Raw genomic sequence first — 19,168 nt, forward strand, 5'->3', positions numbered from 1 at the left:
TTACTCGGCCGCGCGCTTCTTGCGTGGCTTTTTGGCGACGGTGATGGTTTTCACCTCGCTTTCCACCCAGCCATCCTGCAGGCGGGTTTTCAGCAGCTCGCCGACCTGCGCCTGCTTGGTGGTTTTCAGCAGCTCGCCGCGCGGAGTTTGCGTCACGCTGTAGCCGCGCGCCAGCGTCGCCAGCGGGCTGACGGTCTCCAGCTGGCTGCACGCCACGCCGAAACGCTGGCGGTAGGCGTTGAGCTGGCGCTCCATCGCCTGCTGCAGACGGTATTCCTGCTGCTGCACGCGCTGTTGGTAGCGGTGAATGCGGCCCTGCGGCTGCACCTGCGCCAGCCGCTGCTGGACGCGTTCGCTGCGGCGGGCGGCCAGGCGCAGCTGCTGCTGCATGCCGTCTTCCATTCGGCGCTGCAGCTTGAACAGCAGCGTCTGCTGGCGCGCCAGGCGCAGATGCGGATGCTGCTGCTGTAAACGGTGATGAATGCGGGTGAACTGCTGCTGGCGCTGCGCCAGGTAGTAATCCATCGCCATCTCCAGCCGCTGCTGCTGCGACTGCAGCTGGCGCAACAGCTCGAGCTGATTGCGGCTCACCAGTTCGGCGGCGGCGGAAGGGGTCGGCGCGCGCAGATCGGCGACGAAGTCGGCGATGGTGACGTCGGTTTCATGGCCGACGGCGCTGACGATCGGAATGCGGCTGGCGAAGATCGCCCGCGCCACGCGTTCGTCGTTGAAGCTCCACAGATCCTCCAGCGAACCGCCGCCGCGGCCGACGATCAGCACGTCGCATTCATCGCGGCGGTTGGCGGTCTCGATGGCGCGCACGATCTGCATCGGCGCTTCCGCGCCCTGCACCGAGGTGGGGTAGATGACGATCGGCAGCGACGGATCGCGCCGCTGCAATACCTGCAGGATATCGTGCAGCGCCGCGCCGCTGGCGGAGGTGATCACCCCGACGCGTTTGGCCGGGGCGGGCAGCGGCTGCTTGAACTGCTGATCGAACAGCCCTTCGGCGCTCAGGCGCTGTTTCAACTGCTCGAACTGTTGCTGCAGCAGGCCGTCGCCGGCGGGCTGCATGCTCTCGGCGATCAGCTGGTAGTCGCCGCGCGGTTCATACAGCGTGATGCTGGCGCGCACCAAGACCTGCTGGCCGTTTTGCGGCCGGAAGGTGACGCGGCGATTGCTGTTGCGGAACATCGCGCAGCGCACCTGGGCGCGGTCGTCTTTCAGGGTGAAATACCAGTGGCCGGAGGCGGGCTGGGAGAGGTTGGAGATCTCGGCGGAGAGCCAAATCTGCCCCATTTCCATTTCCAGCAGTTGGCGAACCGTCTGATTCAGGCGGCTTACGGTAAAAATGGAAGGCGAAACAGGTAGCGACATGTGACCCAGATCAAATTTCAAAACAATCACTTAATTGGTCGATACTACATGGCTGAAAAAGGTAATCAAGACTTTTTGTAAGAAAGTGCTGGAGGCAACCGATTCCGCTCTGTATAATGCCGCGGCAATATTTTATCTTTTTCACAGCCCACCCTGGTGAGATATTGCCCATGCTACGTATCGCTAAAGAAGCTCTGACGTTTGACGACGTCCTCCTGGTTCCAGCCCACTCCACGGTTCTGCCTAACACCGCAGAGCTCGGCACTCAACTGACCAAAACCATCCGCCTGAACATCCCTATGCTGTCCGCAGCCATGGATACCGTTACCGAATCCGGCCTGGCCATCGCGCTGGCGCAGGAAGGCGGCCTGGGCTTCATCCACAAAAACATGTCCATCGAGCGCCAGGCTGAAGAAGTCAGCCGCGTGAAAAAACATGAAAGCGGCGTAGTCACCGACCCGCAGACCGTTACCCCGGCCACCACGCTGCAGGAAGTGAAAGAGCTGACCGCGCGCAACGGCTTCGCCGGTTATCCGGTCGTCACCGAAGACAACGAGCTGGTCGGCATCATTACCGGCCGCGACGTGCGCTTCGTGACCGATCTGACTCAGCCGGTGACTGCGGTGATGACGCCGAAAGATCGCCTGGTCACCGTGAAAGAAGGTGAAGCGCGCGACGTGGTGCTGCAGAAGATGCACGAAAAGCGCGTAGAAAAAGCGCTGGTGGTGGACGACAGCTTCCACCTGCTGGGCATGATCACCGTTAAAGACTTCCAAAAAGCGGAACGTAAGCCGAACGCCTGTAAAGACGAGCACGGCCGTCTGCGCGTGGGCGCGGCGGTCGGCGCCGGCGCCGGCAACGAAGAGCGCGTTGATGCGCTGGTGGCGGCAGGCGTTGACGTCCTGCTGATCGACTCCTCGCACGGCCACTCCGAAGGCGTGTTGCAGCGCATCCGCGAAACCCGCGCCAAATACCCGGATCTGCAGATCGTCGGCGGCAACGTCGCGACCGCAGCGGGCGCCAAAGCGCTGGCTGAAGCCGGCGTGAGCGCGGTGAAAGTGGGTATCGGCCCTGGCTCCATCTGTACCACCCGCATCGTGACCGGCGTAGGCGTACCGCAGATCACCGCCATCGCCGACGCGGTGGAAGCGCTGGAAGGCACCGGCATTCCGGTTATCGCCGACGGCGGCATCCGCTTCTCCGGCGATATCGCCAAAGCGATCGCCGCGGGCGCCTCTTGCGTGATGGTCGGCTCCATGCTGGCGGGCACCGAAGAATCTCCGGGCGAAATCGAGCTGTATCAGGGTCGCTCGTTCAAATCTTACCGCGGCATGGGCTCGCTGGGCGCGATGTCCAAAGGCTCTTCCGACCGTTACTTCCAGACCGATAACGCCGCCGACAAACTGGTGCCGGAAGGTATCGAAGGCCGCGTGGCCTATAAAGGCATGCTGAAAGCCATCGTGCACCAGCAGATGGGCGGCCTGCGCTCCTGCATGGGCCTGACCGGCTGCGCCACCATCGACGATCTGCGCACCAAGGCGGAGTTCGTGCGCATCAGCGGCGCTGGCATTCAGGAAAGCCACGTGCACGACGTGACCATCACCAAAGAGTCGCCGAACTACCGCATGGGCTGATGCCTTAACCTCTCCTGAGTGAGAGGCCGGGGTGGGGCGCTAAGCCCCATCCCGAAAACATACATTTTCGCTCTTTTTCTCTTGTTGCTGGAATTCGCCTCACATGACACAAAATATCCATAAGCATCGCATCCTCATACTGGACTTCGGTTCGCAATACACCCAACTGGTCGCCCGCCGCGTGCGCGAAATCGGCGTTTACTGCGAACTGTGGGCCTGGGACGTTAGCGAAGAGCAGATCCGCGAATTCAACCCAAGCGGCATCATCCTGTCCGGCGGCCCGGAAAGCACCACCGAAGCCGGCAGCCCGCGCGCCCCTGACTACGTGTTCAACGCCGGCGTGCCGGTGCTGGGCGTGTGCTACGGCATGCAGACCATGGCGATGCAGCTGGGTGGCCATGTGCAGGGCTCCAACGAACGCGAGTTCGGCTACGCGCAGGTGGAAATCGTCAACGAGAGCGCGCTGCTGCGCGACATCGAAGACGCCATCAGCCCGGCCGGCAAACCGCTGCTGGACGTGTGGATGAGCCACGGCGACAAAGTGACCGCGATCCCGTCCGACTTCGTGACCGTCGCCAGCACCGATACCTGCCCGTTCGCCATTATGGCCAACGAAGAAAAACGCTTCTACGGCGTGCAGTTCCACCCGGAAGTGACCCACACCCGTCAGGGCCAGCGCATGCTGGAGCGCTTCGTACTGGACATCTGCCAGTGTGAGGCCCTGTGGACGCCGGCGACCATCATCGAAGATGCGGTTGAGCGCATCCGCGAGCAGGTGGGTGAAGACCACGTGATCCTCGGCCTGTCCGGCGGCGTTGACTCCTCCGTGACCGCGATGCTGCTGCACCGCGCCATCGGCAAGCGTCTGACCTGCGTGTTCGTCGACAACGGCCTGCTGCGCTTGAACGAAGCCAAGCAGGTGATGGAAATGTTCGGCGACCACTTCGGCCTGAACATCGTGCACGTCGAGGCGGAAAACCGCTTCCTGACCGCGCTGGCGGGCGTCGACGAGCCGGAAGCCAAGCGTAAAATCATCGGCCGCGTGTTCGTTGAAGTGTTCGACGAAGAAGCCTGCAAGCAAGAGCAGGTGAAATGGCTGGCGCAGGGCACCATCTACCCGGACGTAATTGAATCCGCCGCTTCCGCCACCGGCAAAGCGCACGTGATCAAGTCGCACCACAACGTGGGCGGCCTGCCGAAAGAGATGAAGCTGGGCCTGGTTGAGCCGCTGAAAGAGCTGTTCAAAGACGAAGTGCGCAAAATTGGCCTGGAACTGGGCCTGCCGTACGACATGCTGTACCGTCACCCGTTCCCGGGCCCGGGTCTGGGCGTGCGCGTGCTGGGCGAAGTGAAGAAAGAGTACTGCGATCTGCTGCGCCGCGCCGACGCCATCTTCATCGAAGAGCTGCACAAAGCCGATCTGTACAACAAAGTCAGCCAGGCGTTCACCGTGTTCCTGCCGGTGCGCTCGGTCGGCGTGATGGGCGACGGCCGCAAATACGACTGGGTGGTCTCCCTGCGTGCGGTGGAAACCATCGACTTCATGACCGCGCACTGGGCGCATCTGCCGTATGACTTCCTCGGCCGCGTGTCCAACCGCATCATCAACGAAGTGGACGGCATCTCCCGCGTGGTGTACGACATCAGCGGCAAGCCGCCGGCGACGATCGAGTGGGAGTAATCCCGCGTCCGGCGTAGGCTGGCGTCAGTGAACCGCACATGAGAACCAAACCCGCTTAACGGCGGGTTTTTTTATGCCCGATGTTTGGCGCCCTGTGCCGTAGACGGCCTCCGCTCCGAAAGGAGGGCTGGGTTGAGAGAGGGGCGAACGGAGAGGACAGCCCGCGCGGAGCCGCCTGCGCTTTGCTTACGGCTCATTTCCTGAGGCGCTGCGTTTCCCATCTCGGCTTTGCGCCTATCCGCAGAACGGTATTCTGCAACCACGCGCACTTCGCCGGTGCGATGATGTCGTCGGATAACGGGGCTTTATTCACCGTATCCGCCGGGCCGCGACATAATGAATTGCCGTATTGAGGCGCGTCGACTCATCGGCATCGGGCGATGGCGTAGCTAATTAATCCTCTGCGAAAATAAAAGGACTCCGTGCGCCCTTTTATGGGATTTTTCTGAAAGACTTGGTCTGACGAATAAATATATCAGAAGGATGCGATGAATTAGTCTATTTCTTATTTTATAAATCTTTCCTTCTGTTTTTATTGAGGAAATCAGCGGTTTTATTGTATTTAATAACCCTTCTCAAGGGCGATTCCTACGTTTTATCGGCATTCATTGCTTGGAGTTGAAATTCTAATTATATGATTTTTCTTGTCTTTTAATTATTATCGTAACATAAAGTGCGAACTGTGTAATTATCTGGCATTTGATATTTTCTAAGCTATCTACATAGGCTACTCTAAATGTAAGGGTATTAAAATGCACCGCCGAGAGGGAGGCAAACGATTTATCAACGGATGCCAGGATATGCTTTCTTTTGACTGCTTAGTTGCACAACGTCAGGATGGATATTGGTCAAGATGAAAGAGACAGGAAAAGCCTTCACCAGGGAAAAGCTTTATAAGAATTATACCAATAACGTCACAAGGAGGATGTCTACCCAAAAAGAAGTATCTCTCTGTCAATCAATTATAAAAGGTTCATCGTTTTTCACATTCTAATCCTAATTGCATGATTGCGGCAGCGCTTTGTTTTTCATTTTAATGGATAAAAGCCCAATGAGCAGGTTGTCTGAGGGTGGGTTTTGTTAGGGCATGGATGTCATTATGAGTTACCAGCATAGTATTGTGGTCGAGCTAGTTAATTTGATCGAGATGAATATACAGCATGATCTCTCGATAGAAAAGTTATCGGATTTGTCTGGTTATTCGAAATGGCACTTGCAAAGAATGTTTCAGCGTTATACGGGAATGAAAATAGCGACGTATATCAGAAATAGGCGTCTGAGCAAGTCTGCCGTCATGCTCAAACAGTCTGATTTAAAAGTATTGGAAGTGGCTACTGCTATCGGCTTTAGCTCCCAGCAGGCTTTTAGCCGCGCCTTTCAACGCTTTTTCGGTGAAAGCCCAAAGGACTTTAGAACGAGCCAGGAATGGGACTTTTCCAAACATCTCCCTCCCTTTTTAATACAAAATCCGTCAGCATATCATTTTATCGAAATGCCCAAGAACATATACCTGCTTAAGGGATATAAGTTTTTTCTCTATCATTCAATGAATGCTTCCAGCTCTGGAGGAGAGGAACGACAGAAATACGGCAGCCGCACAGGGAAAAATACCGATACGTCAATGCGCACGGTAAAGTTGGCTTCATCCGGTTGGGAAGTAACGCTCAGCAAAGGGTACTACGAGACACGCAATCTGACGTTGATAAGAGGGCAGTATTTATTGTTCGAGTTTAACGGCAGGTTGAACGAATATCTGGTTTTTTTTGACAGCATCTATGACGCCTATCTTCCTTTGCTTGGCGTGCGAATAAGAAACGGCTTTTTAATTGAGTTGCATAAAGAAAAGAATTTTCAATACGCGGAAATTAACGTCAAGGTGTTGATTTATATTGGCAAGTCTTGACGCTCTTCGGGCAGTAAAACAGAGGGATTATCCCAAGGAAAAGGAGGTGCTTATCAGGGTGATTAATTAGCGCTCGGGCTGTTGCCGTTTTTATCTCTATCTATTTTAATTTTAAAAGGAAGTCAGTTATGACTGGTTCTAGTTTGAACACGTTCCCTGTGGGCTATGAGTATGTCAATTTTGTTAATTGGTCAAAAGAAATCTCCGGCAATCATATTCTGACCTGCTATCCACAAAATACGGATGAGCTCTTGGCCGTAATTAACTGGGCGCATGAGAATAAATATTGCGTGCGTCCGGTTGGCATCAAGCACAACTGGTCCCCGCTCGTTATTGCAAACGGGGAGGATAACAGCAATGTCGTGCTGATCGACCTCACCAGAAAATTCAAAAACATCTCAATCAATAAAGTGGGAGAGCATGGATACGTCACCGCGCAAACGGGGGTGACAATGCAGGCTTTGCTCACTGAATTAGAAAAAAAGAAACTCGGCTTTTACGCGACGCCGGCGCCTGGCGATCTGACCCTGGGCGGCGTGCTTGCCATCGGCGGCCATGGAACCTGCATCCCGGCAAAAGATGAGCCTCTGGCTGAGTTTGCCAGTTTTGGTTCCGTGAGCAATAGCGTGGTGTCGCTAAAAGCTGTCGTCTGGGATCAGGCGCGGTCGAAGTATGAATTAAAGGAGTTTACGCGTGATAATGCGGAGAGCTCGGCATTCCTGGTGCATGTCGGCCGGGCTTTTATCAGCGAAGTGACGCTGCAGGTGCCGCGCAACCGGCGTTTACGCTGTCAAAGTTATGTTAATGTCACCGCGGCGGATCTTTTTTCCACTGCAAGCACGACAAAAAATACCTTCAGCCATTTCTTGGATCTGTGTGGGCGCGTTGAAGTCATTTGGTTCCCGTTCACGGAAAAACCATGGCTGAAAGTGTGGAAGCAAGAAGACAGCTTCCCAAAAGTGTCAAAACCGGTTAATGGTCCATTTAACTATCCGTTCTCGGATAATTTGCCGGTTAAAATTTCCGATATCATTAAAAAAATCAATAATGGCCACCCGGAGCTGACCCCGACACTCGGCAAGGCGCAGATGGAGTTGGTCAGCATTGGTTTAGGGGCCACCGTGTCGGCGGATCTGTGGGGGTGGAGCAAGGATCTGCTGTTGTATGTGAAGCCGACAACGCTGCGCGTGACGGCCAATGGTTACGCGATAATCACGAAGCGGAGCAATATTCAAAACGTATTGCACGATTTCACGAAAAAATATGAAGACATGGTGGCCGATTACCAGCGCAAGAATTCATTTCCGATGAATGGCCCGATTGAAATTCGCGTCACCGGATTGGACAGTGCAAAAGAGAGCGCGGTGGCCAATGCCATTGCTCCCGATCTTTCGGCTATTCGTCCCGTTGAATCCCATCCGGAATGGGATGTCGCGATCTGGTTGGATATTCTGACCATGCCCGATACGCCGGATGCCAATAAATTCTACAGTGAAATGGAAAAATGGATTTTTAGCCACTATGCGGGCGACTATGCGACGGTTCGCGTAGAGTGGAGTAAAGGCTGGGGTTATACGTCACAGGCCGCGTGGCAGGATAAAACCGTACTCGAAGAAAACATTCCGCGCAGCTTTAATGCCGGGGCAGGGAACAATGACAGTTGGAATCATGCCTGCAACGTGCTGAATAAGTACGATCCGCACAACGTGTTCTCCTCTCCATTGACCAAAGCGGTTTTCAAACAGAAGAGTTAGTGAGTGCGTAATTGAAATAACCACCTGATTGGGCAGGTGGTTAGCATCATTAACCTTTCAGAGGGAGCCGCTTGTTTTCAAGCACCCCATTCTTTCTCGTAATGATATTCGATACGGCTTGCATCCCCACCCAGCAGGGAGCCTACGGCTGCAACGCTTTTAAATGCCGCATAGCCAAGCGAGTCCGCGACATTATGAACGGCGCCCAAGCCAAAACCGATCGCGTTGAACCCTTGGCCTACGGAAGAGATCAATCGGGTATTAAGCGCATCATTGGCCAATTTTACGGTATCAATGATAACATCGCCGGCAAATCCTGATACAAAGCTTGCCGTATCGGAAATAATCCCCGCACCAGAAACGATTTCGATCTCTGCAGTATTTAGCTCTTTCATAGTAAATCCTTTCAACTTTATCCCTATACCTCAGGAACGAAACGTAAAGCGTTTCGCCGCTTAATTCTCGCAGCCTCTGTGAATGACGGCTTGATGAGAATACGCTTAGATTAAAGAGGTCGGCGTTGAAATATGCAACTCATAACGCCGTCGCTAATATTAGGGTCGCACTTTTTGTGACGTTTCAGCAGTTTTGTGTTTTTTTAAGATTATTATTACTTGTGGGTTTTGCCAACAAAGACTAAATCTAAATAAGCGCCGTGTTGGGCCAGGGATAAGATAAAAATGAACGGTGTCGCTATATATGGAGAGGTCAGAATTTGTTTAGGGAAGAGGCCTTATCGCACAGTCGTTCTAAATGGGCAGGAAAAGCATTGTTAATTGCAGGATTGCCGGCCTGGGTCATCGCGGGCATTTCACTTTCATTCGTTTCTGTGCTGATCATTTTCGTGACCTATGGCGGTTATACCCGGCGTATCAGCGTGGGCGGAGAGGTCACGACGCTGCCAAGATCGGTCAATATATTTGCTACTCAGCAGGGATTCATTGCACAACGCTTTGTCAATGTGGGCGATCAGGTAAAAAAAGGGCAGCATCTTTATCAGATAGACGTCAGCAGGGTGACGGATTCCGGCACCGTCAGCGCAAGCACGCGGCAGGCGATAGAAAATCAACTGGCGCAGGTCGATAGCATCATCGCCAAATTGGAGGCGAACAAGAAAACGACCCTGGTCAATCTGCAAGCGCAGATTGACCAATATAAACTGGCGCACAGCCAGTCCAAACAGATGGTCGAAAATTCACGCAACGGCGTTAACTTCATGCGCGAAACCATGAAAAATTACGATGAGTATCGCAGTAAGGGGCTCATTAATCGGGATCAGCTGAATAACCAGGTTTACCTCTACTATCAGCAGCAGAGTACGTTCCACAGTCTCTATAACCAAAGCATTCAAGAGTCTTTGCAGATAACTAACCTGAATAGCGATCTCGCGACAAGAGCGTCCGATTTCGATAATCAAATCTCACAATATCAATTTCAGCGCAATGATCTCCTGCGGCAGCTGGCCGAAGCGGACGCCAGCGGCTCGTTGATTGTCAATGCGCCGGCGGACGGGCGCGTTGAATCGCTCAGCGTGACGCCTGGGCAAATGGTCAATACGGGAGACAGCCTGGCGCAATTAATCCCCAGTAATCATGCCATCTATTATTTGGTTTTATGGTTGCCCAACAGCAGCGTGCCTTACGTGAGCCGAGGCGATCACATCAACGTTCGCTATGACGCCTTCCCGTATGAAAAATTTGGTCAGTTTCCCGGCGTGATCGAAAGCATCGCTTATGTTCCCGCATCGATTCAGGAAATGTCCACTTACAGCAGTTCGCCAACTCGACAATCGGCTGAACTGGTTGAGTCGTACTACAAAGTGCTGGTGGCTATCGATAACACGCAATTCGGCTATCAGGGAAAGAAGCTGAACCTTTCAAGCGGCATGAAGGCGCAAGCCACGCTTTTCCTGGAGAAAAGACCCATCTACCAATGGATGTTCGCGCCATTTTATGACATGAAAAACAGTGTGTCGGGGCCACTTCGTGAATAAAGTTTATGAGAATATCGTTGGCAAGCTGAACCTGTCGCTCAGAAGAAAAGTGCCGCAGGTCTTGCAAACGGAGGCCGCCGAATGCGGGCTGGCCAGTTTAGCGATGGTGTGCGGCTATTACGGCATGCACATCGATATGCTGTCGATGCGCCAGAAGTTTGATATCTCGGCCCGCGGCGCCACCCTGAGCTCGCTGATCGCGATCGCCGAGAATCTCAATTTGAAAACGCGGGCTCTATCCTTGAGCCTGGATGAGATTCACCAGGTGAAAAGGCCCTGCATATTGCACTGGGATATGAATCACTTTGTGGTCCTGGTCAACATTCGCGGTGGACGGATAACCCTGCACGATCCGGCATTTGGCCGCCGGGTTATCGGCCTGCAGGAGTTTTCCCTTCATTTTACCGGAATCGCTTTAGAGGTATGGCCAAGCAGTGAATTCACGCCTGTGGTGCAGAAAAATCGCCTGCACTTTAGGAAACTGCTCAGCAATGTCACCGGTCTTAAAAGCGCGCTGGTAAAAATTTTCGCTCTGTCGCTGGTCATTGAGGCCGTCAACCTGCTGATGCCCGTCGGGACTCAGTTGGTGATGGACCACGTCATCCAGGCCGGCGACCATAATTTATTGGTCATTATTTGCGTCGGTTTACTGTTTTTTATCTTGTTCCGCACCTGCGTTTCGATGTTTCGCTCGTGGATCTCCATCGTGATGGGCGCGCTTATCGATATACAGTGGAAATCAGGGCTGTTTGATCATCTGATGAAGCTCCCGCTTGCCTATTTTGAAAAGCGCAAGCTGGGTGATATTCAATCGCGCTTTGGCTCGTTGGACGCCATTCGCACCACGTTTACCACCAGTATCGTTTCCAGCATCATTGATGGCATCATGTCGGTCGGCGTATTTATCATGATGTTCATGTACGGTGGCTGGCTGGTGTGGGTAGCCTCCGGCTTTACGGTCTTATATGTTCTGCTGCGCCTTTCGACCTATCGCTATTATCGGCAAGCGTCCGAGGAGCAATTGGTGAAGTCGGCGAAAGCCAGCTCACATTTTATGGAGACGCTGTACAGCATCGCGACGCTGAAGTCGTTGGGGTTGGCGGGAACGCGTTCGCAATTCTGGTTAAATTTAAATATCGATACGGCAAACGCCAATATTCGGGTGACGAAGCTCGATATGTTCTTTGGCGGCGTGAATGCGTTTCTTGCGGCCTGCGATCAAATCGTTATCTTGTGGTTGGGCGCGTCTTTAGTGATCGACAGTCAAATGACATTAGGCATGTTTGTCGCCTTTAATGCCTATCGGGGGCAATTCTCCGATCGCGCGTCAAATCTTATCGATATGGTCATTCGGCTGAGAATGCTGAATTTGCATAATGAAAGGCTGGCGGACATCGTGCTTTCTACGACAGAGGAAGAAAAGCCCTATCGCAAGATATGCAATCCCAACGAGGCGGTGACTTTTGAAGTGCGCGATCTGCTTTATCAATATGACAGCCTTTCGCGCCCAGTGATCCCCGGGCTCAGCCTGCAGATCGCGGCGGGAGAAAGCGTGGCGATCGTCGGGCCTTCAGGCGTCGGCAAAACCACGTTGATGAAGCTGATGTGCGGGCTGTTGGAACCGACGGAAGGGCGTTTGTTTATCAACGGCATTAACATTCATGATATCGGCATTAATAATTATCGGGAGTGCATCGCATGTGTATTGCAAGAAGATAAACTGCTTGCCGGTTCAATTGCCGAGAACATATGCAGTTTTGATGCTCATCCCGATACGGAATTTATCGTTGAATGCGCCAAGCATTGCAATATTCACGACGATATTATGAAAATGCCGATGGGATATGAAACGTTGGTGGGCGAATTGGGGGGCAGTCTTTCCGGCGGGCAAAAACAGCGGGTGCTTATCGCCCGCGCGTTATATCGAAGGCCCAGTATTCTGTTTATGGACGAAGCCACCAGTCATTTGGATCTGGACAATGAAAAAAGGGTGAACGAAGCCATATCCTCGTTGAAAATGACCCGCGTTATCATTGCTCATCGGCCATCGACGATTGCATCGGCAGATCGGGTAATTACATTGCAACCTGTAAATGCAATGGCGTAGTTGTTTGATGAAATATAAAATTTTATATTTATTTCATCTTTAATTAAGATTTTCGTTATTGAGTTAATTTATCGAGCACCTTATACCTAAAGCGTGAACCGACGGTTCATAAAAAGCAGTCTTCTTTAATTGATTCTTTTTAGTGAATGGAGATGAAAAATGAGAGAATTAAACTCAACAGAAGTTCAGCAGGTGAACGGCGCAACGATTGGCCTGGGTCTGGCTATTATCGGCAAGGTTGTTAACAGCTGGGGAAACGCGTGGAATAATGCCTGGGGCGGTTGCACGCCAAAACCGCCGGTATGTAAACCTGAGCCGCCGGTCTGCAAACCAGAACCGCCTAAATGCGATTAATCGTATTTAGATAACGCCACGTAAAATGCGGCAGGCTTAATGTTTTATTCATTGAGCCTGTCTTATTGCTGGCGGATAACCTGCGCCATCTGTGTAGTTAACTTGCCCCCCACTGCGTCAACAGCGCATGCAGCCTGGCCGGTTCCAGCGGCTTGCGCAGCACCAGATAGCCTTCCTGCTCGGCCTCTTGCAGAACTTGCGAATTGAACTCGCCGCTGACCATGGCGCCACTCACGTCCGGCAGGCGTTCGAACAACGCTTTGAGGATGTCGAAACCGCTCTCGCCGGAGCGCAGGCGTTGATCGCACAGCACGGCGAACGGCGTAAAGCCGTCGTCGACGATGGCGAAGGCTTCCTCGGCGGAGGCCGCGCAGCGCACGGTGATGCCCCAGGTGCTCATCAGGCTTTCCCAGGCGGAGGTCACCAAAGGATCGTCGTCCACCACCAGGCAGGATCCCCGCAGCGGCGCGTAGCGGGTGGGCGTGGCGGTGTTGTCGTACGTCGCCGCGCTCTCCGGCGCTTTGTCTTCGCCGAGGTATTGCGCAAAGCGCATCCAGAAGCGCGAGCCTTTGCCCTCGACGGAGTGCATGCCGTACTTCACCTTCATCAGCTTGGCGCAGCGCGCTACCACTGCCAACCCCAGCCCGTGCCCGGCGCTGTCTATCTTCCACGCCAGCTCGGGGCGGTAGTAAGGGGAGAAGATTTTGCTTTTCTCTTCGTCGGCGATGCCTACGCCGGTATCCCACACTTCCACCAGGCACTCGGCGCCGCGCGGGCGGATGGCGATCAGTACGCCGCCCCGTTGCGTGTAGCGCAGGGCATTTTGGATCAGATTGATCAGCGATTGCCGCACCAGCAGCGGATCGCCCATCACGCTGATGCGCCGCCTGGGCCGCCAGGTGCGCAGCGCAAGCGAGCGGCTGTTGGCCTCTTCGCGGAACAGGGTGATCACTGAGTCGAGTAGTGCGCCGATATCCACATGGGTGGCGGCGGTGCGCACGTTGCCGGATTCGATCTTGCTGAGATCAAGCAGCGAATTGAACATCAGATGCACTGAGCGCACGCTCTGCTGCAGATCCAGCAGCTGCGGCGTCAGGCTGTCGTCCCGGTTTTTGTGGATGATGGCTTCGATCAGAAAACCCATGGCGTGCACCGGTTGGCGCAGATCGTGGCTGGCGGTGGTCAGGAACTGGTTCTTGTCCAACAGCGCCTGTTCCGCCTCTTCTTTGGCCTGGCGGAACTGTTCCGCCAGGCGCGAACTTTGCTCTTCGAGCAGCGCTTGCTGAATAAAGAACGCATGTGAGGTTAACGCGTGGCGATAAATGGCGAAACCGTACAGCAAGTTCAGCATCAGCACGATGAACATCACGTCTTCCAGCCGCCAGATGATACCGAGGTTCAGCAGCCCCCAGGAGGCGAAGAAAAAACGCGTAAAGGTGCTGATGACGGGCGTCAGATGCGTTGCGTTGGCGGCGACGATCGCGGCGATGCTGATATTGAGCAGCAGGAAAAAGTCAAAGTTATGGGTCTGCGGGGTAATTAAATAGAGTGAGGAGATCCCCAGCCCGTGAATAAAGGCCACCTTATTAATGCGCGGCAGCCAGCGGCGCAGCACGGTGTCTTCATCATTTTCTTTGGCCTCGCGCAGGTAGCGCCGATGCCATATTCTGATCGCCACGGCGCATAGCAGGTAAACCATGATCCAGGCAATGGTTGGGCCAAGTTCATCCCCCAGCAAATAAATCCAGATGGCAAAAGGGATGCCGACGAAAGGTACGGCGGTAAAGCTGAACACCAATCGCATGAAGGTGTTGTCCAGCAGGCGGATCTGCGCGCGTGGTGAGATGCCATCATTTTGTAAATTCTGGAAAAACCTCATTGCGACGGCTCCCGTTTGCCGTGCAACAGCGTAATGGCTTCGACCCGGCTGTTGACGCCGATCTTTTTCAAAATATTGCTGATGTGTTCTTTGACGGTGGGTTCGGAAATAGACAGCTGCGCGGCGATCCTTTTATTTGGCAGGCCGCGCATCATCATATTTAATACGTCAATTTGTCGTGGGGTTAAATTAAATTTTTTTAAATGCTCGTTGTTGCTTTTAACGGCGAATTCATTCCCGTCAGGAAACCATTCCTGATTATCGTTCAGCGCAAAGACCGCCTTGGCGAATAATTCAGGAGGTTCGTTTTTTAATACAAATCCATGCCCGCCGGCAGTGTGCACTTTCTGCCAGATATCGTTATTCTCGTCGCCGCTAACCACCAAGATCCGCACCTGAGGATAAAGTTGCTTTACTTCTTTGAGTAATTTCAACGCCGTACCGGAAGAGAGCCAAAAATCGATCACCAGTAAACGCGGCGGGCCATTTTCCCTAATATGACGGTAGCAATTCTCTTCTGTGGTCACCACATGCGCCTGTTTGAATCGGCAATGCGTGCTGAGAAAATTAGCGATGCCGCTTGCTACCAATGGATGGTCATCAACGACCAACGCATAATCCTGCCCCAAAGGATTCTCCTTTCGCCTTCAAATATCAGATAGGTCTGATGAGTTATTATCAACCCTCCCTACTTTAGGAGGGTTTTTTCGTTTAGGAAAGGGAAATATATTATTCGAGGATTTGGATAAGAGAAAACATAAAGCCAATCGGTAATTTTAACTGATTGGTTATAAAGGATAATTTATGAAGAAACCACTTATCGCTTTAACCGTTACGATGATGATAGCCGGTTGTTCCACCCTGAAAACCGATCAGGCCATTCCGCTGCTGCAGGCGGAAACCGCTAAAATGCTGGGCCTGGGTTCATCGGACGAAATTACCGTGACCAATGTCAATGGCGCGCAGCCGGATGCGCTGGGCGGCCAAAAACTTTCTTATCGCGCCACCACGGAAAAAGGCCGAATTTTCGATTGTTCATCGCTGATGATGCCGGGAATTTTAGGCTCCTCGCCGTCGCTGAGCGCGCCGACCTGTACACCGGTAGTCACCCATAAATAATTCGCTTTGGAGGCGGTATTGCCGCTTCCTGGTTTTCCATCGTCGGAGCGCCAGCGCCGGGGGGCAATAAGCTTTTGCTTCGACGATCAATAAACCTGCGTGCGCGGAATAACGCCTCATACCTCCTCTAGCGCATTGAGTTTTCTTATAACAATACATTCCGCGACATCACGCTAACGAGTACGGAGATAGCCCGTGAATGACACGACATCGCATTCTTTAGCGGTTAAAACACCGCTTTCCAAACTTTACCTCGCTCTATTTTCCGCGCCGCTGTTGATGCTGGCGCCCGCCGATATCGCTCGCGCAGACGATGCCATTTTTGACGGCGACTCAAAAATTACCGAATCATTGGCCTACACCGGGGACGTTTACGTCGGCCGTAACCAAAGCGGCAACCTGCTGATCGAGAATGGCAAGATCAGCGCCTATAACATCAATATCGGCCGGATGTTCAACGGCCAAATCCATGACAGCGTAGTCACGGTCCGCGGGCCGAACGCCGAGCTGAATGCGGTGAACGATCAGTTCGTGCTGCGCGGCGGCCTCAATCTGGGGCGGGGCACTTTGCGGGTTGAAGACGGTGCGCTGGCCAGCGCGAAAGAGATCGTGGTCGGCACCACCCGTGGCTATGACAGCCACCTTATCGCCACCGGCGCCGGTTCTCGCGTTACCAGCAATTTTCTCAGCGTCGGCACCGATCTGGGGGCACGTTCCACGCTGGCGATTGAAGACGGCGCGGTGCTGAACACCGCCTTTGACGCACGCATCGGCAATGGCAGCGGGCCGGGTGAGACCGATACGCTGAGCCCGAAAGCCACGGTCAAGGGGGCCAATTCCCAGTGGAACGTCGGTCGTGCGCTCACGCTCTACGGCGATCTGGACGTGCTGAACGGCGCTGCGGTCAACGTCGGTAATATTCAGGTGGCGGGCGTCTCAGGCGCGCGTAAAACTGCCGAGCTGACGATCGCCGGCAACGGCTCACGGTTTACCAGCGGCAGCAGCGTCAACGTCGGCGATTACGGCAACGGCGTGTTGGCGGTCATGGACGGCGGGACATTCTCCGCCGGCGGCAACGAAGTGGTGCTGGGCAAGACCGGTTCCGGCTCGAACCGCGGCGCGCTGATTATCGGCAGCCGCGGCAATATGGACACCGGCACCGGGTTAACCGAACCGACGCTCGGCGCGGCGGGCGCTGCAGGCACTATCGATGCCCAGACGGCGATCGCCCTGCGAGGCGGATTGTTCCGCAGCTATGTGTACTTTAACCATACCGACGGCAATTACGTTTTCAGCAACAAGATGAGCGGCGAAGGCGAGGTGATCAACAGCGCCGGGCACACGACGCTGAACGGCGATCTCTCTGAGCTGCAGGCGAACGTCACCGCGCGCGGCGGCAAGCTCATCATCGCCAGCGACATCAATACCCAGAAAGAAGACGACATCTTCGAGATCCAAACCCTCGGCGCCGAGAACGGCGGCACGCTGATCCTTAACGCGACGGCGGGCACCGACGTCAATAACGGGCTGGGCTACAGCAGCGCCGCGTCGATCAAGGCCGGCGGCACGCTGGGCGGCAACGGCACGCTGGGCCAGACCGAGATCCAGTCCGGCGGCCATATCTCGCCCGGCGACGGCAATATCGGCACGCTGACGCTGAAACGCTACCTGAACTTTATCGGCGAATCCTTCTATGACGTCGATATCGCCGGCGACGGCCGCAGCGATCAACTGCTGGTGGCGGGCAAAACCACCATCAGCGATCGGGCCAAGGTGCAGGTTACGGCGCTGGATCCGCAAACCAGCTATAAAACCGGCCAAAGCTACCGCATTCTGACCTCGGACGGCGGTATTGACGGCCAGTTCGCGTCGGCGGTCTCCAAGTCCGCCTTCCTCGATGTGGCGTTAAAACACAGCGCCAACGCCGTGGATCTGACTATCGCGCAGAAAGACACGGGCGGTGAAAACCCAGGCGGCGAGAATCCGGGTGGGGAAAATCCAGGTGGTGAGAATCCGGGCGGAGAAAACCCTGGCGGTGAGAATCCAGGGGGCGAGAATCCGGGCGGAGAAAACCCTGGCGGGGAAAATCCGGGGGGCGAGAATCCAGGCAGCGGCAAGCCGGGCATTTTCCAAACGGTGGCCGAGAGCGGCAACCAGTGGAATACCGCCGGCGCGCTCTCTACGCTGGCGCAGCGCGGTCCTTCACTGGCGCTGTACAACTCGCTGCTGCTGCTGAGCGCGCCGGAAGCGCGCGAGGCGTTCAATCAGCTGTCCGGCGAAGTCTATCCGTCGATGCAGTCTAACCTGATCGCCGGCAGCACCCAGCTGTTCAACGTGCTGAACCAGCGCATGCTGCGCCTGTTCGACAATGACAGCCTGCCGATACCGCCGTTGGCGATGTCGCTGGTGCAACCGGCGCAGGCGCAAAACAGCGGCGTCTGGGGCCAGACCTTCAGTTCCTGGGGCAGGAACAGCGGCAACGGCAACGTGGGCAAGCTGGATGGCAACACCACCGGCTTCCTGTTGGGGGCGGATCGCAAGCTGGCGGACCATAACGTGCGCATCGGCGGTTACTTCGGTTACAGCCGCGGCGATTATGACGTCGACAGCCGCCGCTCCAAGGCCGATACCGACAACTACCACCTCGGCCTGTATGCGGCCGGGCAACAGGATGCGTTCTCGCTGCGCGGCGCGCTGGGTTACACCTGGCACAAGATTGAAGGCAAGCGCAACGTCGATTTCAGCGGCTTCTCGGATCGGCTGAAGTCGGATTATGACGCGAACTCGCTGCTGGCGTTCACCGAAGCGGGTTACCGTTTCGGCCAACCGGAGATGAACGTCGAACCGTTCATCAACCTGAGCTACATCCGCCTGCATACCGACAGCTTCCAGGAGTCGGGTGGCGCGGCGGCGCTGAGCGTGCGCAATGAAACGATGGACACCTTCTACTCCACGCTCGGGGTGCGCGGCGTGACTGAACTGCCGAAGAACGTCAGCCTTTACGGCTCGCTCGGCTGGCAACATGCCTACGGCGATAAGAACACCTCATCGCGCATGGCGTTTGCCGGCAGCGACGCGTTCGTTACTCAGGGCCAGGCCGTGGATGACAACGTGATGGTGGGCGATATCGGCGTGAGCGTGAAGCTGTCGCGCGCTGCGACGTTGGATGTTGGCTATCAGGGGCAATTCGGCGCCGATACCCGCGTCAATTCGGTCAACGCCAACCTGCGCTGGTCGTTCTGATTTTTCCTCTAGACTTCTCTGGTACTTTCAGGCCCGCTTGATGCGGGCCTTTTTTATGGTGGGCATTAAGTTTCCCGTGAGCCTGCGTAAGGGGGCGCTAAGACATTTCCCGATATGAGCAGGG

Annotated in this window: 13 protein-coding genes; 9 read left to right on the forward strand and 4 right to left on the reverse strand. The window is 54.7% G+C overall.

Features of this window, described 5'->3' with window-relative positions:
• Entirely contained in the window at positions 1-1,377 is a 1,377-nt protein-coding gene (gene xseA / locus J0X03_RS05375; protein ID WP_033644342.1) for an exodeoxyribonuclease VII large subunit, read from the reverse strand.
• 170 nt (positions 1,378-1,547) lie between these two features.
• On the opposite strand from xseA, the gene guaB reads away from it, so the two are divergent.
• From guaB to J0X03_RS05395, 4 genes are all read left to right on the forward strand, one after another.
• Positions 1,548-3,011, forward strand: a complete 1,464-nt coding sequence (guaB, locus tag J0X03_RS05380) for an IMP dehydrogenase (protein WP_004941460.1) — start codon at positions 1,548-1,550, stop codon at positions 3,009-3,011.
• A gap of 103 nt (positions 3,012-3,114) precedes the next feature.
• Positions 3,115-4,692 carry a glutamine-hydrolyzing GMP synthase gene (gene guaA, locus J0X03_RS05385; RefSeq protein WP_021504498.1) on the forward strand — a complete coding sequence of 526 codons (1,578 nt, stop codon included), beginning with the start codon at positions 3,115-3,117 and terminating at the stop codon, positions 4,690-4,692.
• A 1,099-nt stretch (positions 4,693-5,791) separates the two neighbouring features.
• Positions 5,792-6,595, forward strand: coding sequence for a helix-turn-helix domain-containing protein (locus J0X03_RS05390; RefSeq protein ID WP_033644341.1), 804 nt, complete (start codon positions 5,792-5,794; stop codon positions 6,593-6,595).
• Positions 6,596-6,723: 128 nt separating this feature from the next.
• Positions 6,724-8,349, forward strand: a complete 1,626-nt coding sequence (locus J0X03_RS05395; protein WP_228287469.1) for a cholesterol oxidase substrate-binding domain-containing protein — start codon at positions 6,724-6,726, stop codon at positions 8,347-8,349.
• A 77-nt stretch (positions 8,350-8,426) separates the two neighbouring features.
• Here the strand turns inward: J0X03_RS05395 and J0X03_RS05400 are convergent, their stop codons facing one another.
• Positions 8,427-8,744: a hypothetical protein gene (locus tag J0X03_RS05400; protein WP_079007635.1), complete on the reverse strand. Its 318-nt coding sequence runs from the start codon at positions 8,742-8,744 to the stop codon at positions 8,427-8,429.
• A 320-nt stretch (positions 8,745-9,064) separates the two neighbouring features.
• Here J0X03_RS05400 and J0X03_RS05405 point away from each other — a divergent pair, with 320 nt between their 5' ends.
• The 3 genes from J0X03_RS05405 (at position 9,065) to J0X03_RS05415 (ending at position 12,803) form a co-directional block, all read left to right on the forward strand.
• Positions 9,065-10,342 carry an HlyD family secretion protein gene (locus tag J0X03_RS05405; protein ID WP_033644082.1) on the forward strand — a complete coding sequence of 426 codons (1,278 nt, stop codon included), beginning with the start codon at positions 9,065-9,067 and terminating at the stop codon, positions 10,340-10,342.
• The gene (locus J0X03_RS05410) at positions 10,335-12,449 is read left to right on the forward strand and encodes a peptidase domain-containing ABC transporter (RefSeq protein ID WP_033644081.1); all 2,115 of its coding nucleotides are present in this window, start codon (positions 10,335-10,337) and stop codon (positions 12,447-12,449) included. Before J0X03_RS05405 ends, J0X03_RS05410 begins: the two co-directional genes overlap by 8 nt.
• Positions 12,450-12,608: 159 nt before the next feature.
• Complete coding sequence (locus tag J0X03_RS05415) at positions 12,609-12,803, forward strand: hypothetical protein (protein WP_127897174.1); 195 nt, start codon at positions 12,609-12,611, stop codon at positions 12,801-12,803.
• Positions 12,804-12,900: 97 nt separating this feature from the next.
• Here J0X03_RS05415 and J0X03_RS05420 read toward each other — a convergent pair whose 3' ends face one another.
• On the reverse strand, positions 12,901-14,682 hold the full coding sequence (locus J0X03_RS05420; RefSeq protein WP_033644080.1) for a hybrid sensor histidine kinase/response regulator: 1,782 nt from the start codon (positions 14,680-14,682) through the stop codon (positions 12,901-12,903).
• Complete coding sequence (locus J0X03_RS05425; protein WP_047025599.1) at positions 14,679-15,311, reverse strand: response regulator transcription factor; 633 nt, start codon at positions 15,309-15,311, stop codon at positions 14,679-14,681. The genes J0X03_RS05420 and J0X03_RS05425 overlap by 4 nt, the downstream gene beginning before the upstream one ends.
• A gap of 175 nt (positions 15,312-15,486) precedes the next feature.
• On the opposite strand from J0X03_RS05425, the gene J0X03_RS05430 reads away from it, so the two are divergent.
• Both J0X03_RS05430 and J0X03_RS05435 read left to right on the forward strand, forming a co-directional pair.
• A complete protein-coding gene (locus J0X03_RS05430) occupies positions 15,487-15,801 on the forward strand; it encodes a putative periplasmic lipoprotein (RefSeq protein ID WP_025303891.1) in 315 nt (104 codons plus the stop codon).
• A gap of 195 nt (positions 15,802-15,996) precedes the next feature.
• A complete protein-coding gene (locus J0X03_RS05435; RefSeq protein WP_060660357.1) occupies positions 15,997-19,044 on the forward strand; it encodes an autotransporter family protein in 3,048 nt (1,015 codons plus the stop codon).
• Positions 19,045-19,168: the final 124 nt, after the last annotated feature.

Origin of the sequence: Serratia ureilytica (assembly GCF_017309605.1) — a bacterium.
Classification (GTDB): domain Bacteria; phylum Pseudomonadota; class Gammaproteobacteria; order Enterobacterales; family Enterobacteriaceae; genus Serratia; species Serratia ureilytica.

Coding starts and splice junctions, on each gene's coding strand:
- J0X03_RS05390 (WP_033644341.1), top strand. CDS start 5,792: ATGAGTTACCAGCATAGTATTGTGGTCGAGCTAGTTAATTTGATCGAG.
- xseA (WP_033644342.1), bottom strand. CDS start 1,377: ATGTCGCTACCTGTTTCGCCTTCCATTTTTACCGTAAGCCGCCTGAAT.
- J0X03_RS05400 (WP_079007635.1), bottom strand. CDS start 8,744: ATGAAAGAGCTAAATACTGCAGAGATCGAAATCGTTTCTGGTGCGGGG.
- guaA (WP_021504498.1), top strand. CDS start 3,115: ATGACACAAAATATCCATAAGCATCGCATCCTCATACTGGACTTCGGT.
- guaB (WP_004941460.1), top strand. CDS start 1,548: ATGCTACGTATCGCTAAAGAAGCTCTGACGTTTGACGACGTCCTCCTG.
- J0X03_RS05420 (WP_033644080.1), bottom strand. CDS start 14,682: ATGAGGTTTTTCCAGAATTTACAAAATGATGGCATCTCACCACGCGCG.
- J0X03_RS05430 (WP_025303891.1), top strand. CDS start 15,487: ATGAAGAAACCACTTATCGCTTTAACCGTTACGATGATGATAGCCGGT.
- J0X03_RS05395 (WP_228287469.1), top strand. CDS start 6,724: ATGACTGGTTCTAGTTTGAACACGTTCCCTGTGGGCTATGAGTATGTC.
- J0X03_RS05415 (WP_127897174.1), top strand. CDS start 12,609: ATGAGAGAATTAAACTCAACAGAAGTTCAGCAGGTGAACGGCGCAACG.